Source organism: Pseudoalteromonas sp. TB25, from assembly GCF_000497995.1.
Classification (GTDB): domain Bacteria; phylum Pseudomonadota; class Gammaproteobacteria; order Enterobacterales; family Alteromonadaceae; genus Pseudoalteromonas; species Pseudoalteromonas distincta.
This window is the reverse complement of sequence record NZ_AUTI01000237.1, coordinates 1-1,550: the sequence shown is the minus strand read 5'-3', so window position 1 is coordinate 1,550 and position 1,550 is coordinate 1. Positions and strand designations below refer to the sequence as shown.

Genomic DNA, 1,550 nt, shown 5'->3' with positions numbered 1-1,550 from the left:
TCGTCTAGAGGCCTAGGACACCGCCCTTTCACGGCGGTAACAGGGGTTCGAATCCCCTTGGGGACGCCACTTACTTATTTTAAGTATTGTGTAAAGCAGTGTGACACCGCACTCTCTATGCACGACGTTATCAAGAGTACCAATCTCTTAGATATGTCATTTACTACTTAGATAGGAAAGTGCAGTGTTATTAGAATAAAACCACAAATTAATACCCTCATTTATACCTAATTTTTATATCAATCTATTTACACTTTGTTACAAAACCAAACCCATAATCGCTCCATATTCCTTGTTGTACTTTTAATTAGTCTTTAGTAAACGTCCGGTGATCATCACCTAGATATTGATATTCCAAGGCAATAATTGTTCTATGTCTGGCTCAGGCTGACAAAGCTCATCGAGGCAATGCATGATGTAATCAAATGGCGTTAAGCCGTTGGATCTTGCAGTTTCGATGATGCTGTATAGGTGAGCGCTTGCTATTGCGCCGCGTGAGGTTTGGCTAAACATCCAGTTCTTACGGCCAATAACAAATGGTTTGATAGCGCGCTCGGCGCGGTTATTGTCGATATTAAGCTGACCATTTTCAAGGTAAACTATAAGTTTATGCCATTGATTAGCGAGATAGGTTGCTGCCTCTGCTAACTTGGTTTTCCCGACTAAACGTGGCTGGTTTTGCTCTAGCCATTTATGCAGTTTATCGATAATAGGTTTCGCTTGCTCTTGCCTTATTTCATGCTTTTGTTCTGGTGTTTTATCGTTGAGTTTTGATTCAATGCCGTACAGTTTTTGAATAAGACTCAAGACTACGTCGGCTTTGCCTGTCTTGTTTTTACCCTGCACGTGTTTTGCTTCTATAAATTTACGACGTGCATGGGCCCAGCAACCAACGAGTGTTGATTGCGTTTGTGCATACGCTTGATAACCATCAACCTGTAAATAGCCCGAATAGCCATCCAGATAATTAACCACACAGGAAGCTGCCCGACTGTTTTGATAGTCGTAAAGCACAATGTTTGGTATTGGGTTGTGTTTATTTATAGCCGATGGCGAATCCGTGCCGGTACAATATAGCCACATGTAACTTTTTACTTTGTCGGCGTTGACCACATTGACCGTCGTTTCATCGGCATGTATCGCAGGCTGTTTAAGTAACGCGTGTTTCAGTCGTTGTATCAGCGGTTCAAACAAGGTAGCGGATGCGAGTACCCAGTCACTCATGGTTTTACGGCTAAGCTCAATGCCGTATTGCTTGAACATCGACTCTTGTCTGTGCAGTGGCAGTGCATATTGATATTTGCTGGTGATGATTTGACTTAATAAACTGGACGTGGCCATGCCTTTGTTGATGGCCATGTTTGGCATCTTGGCTTGTTTAATACTGTTATTCGACCCTGACTTATCACATTCACGACACGCGTACTTTGGGCGAATATGCTCAATGACTTTTATCTTTGCGGGGACGAAGTCGAGCTTTTCGCTGACGTCTTCACCCATTTTATGCAACTCATTACCACAGCAGTTACACACCTTGTCTTCTTCGGCAA

At 42.8% G+C, this 1,550-nt stretch carries 1 protein-coding gene; it reads right to left on the bottom strand.

Translation table 11 applies throughout. From position 1 onward, the window contains the following. Window positions 1-339 precede the first annotated feature (339 nt). A partial coding sequence (locus tag L652_RS0107360; protein ID WP_024596131.1) for an IS66 family transposase occupies window positions 340-1,550 on the bottom strand: 1,211 nt, incomplete at its 5' end.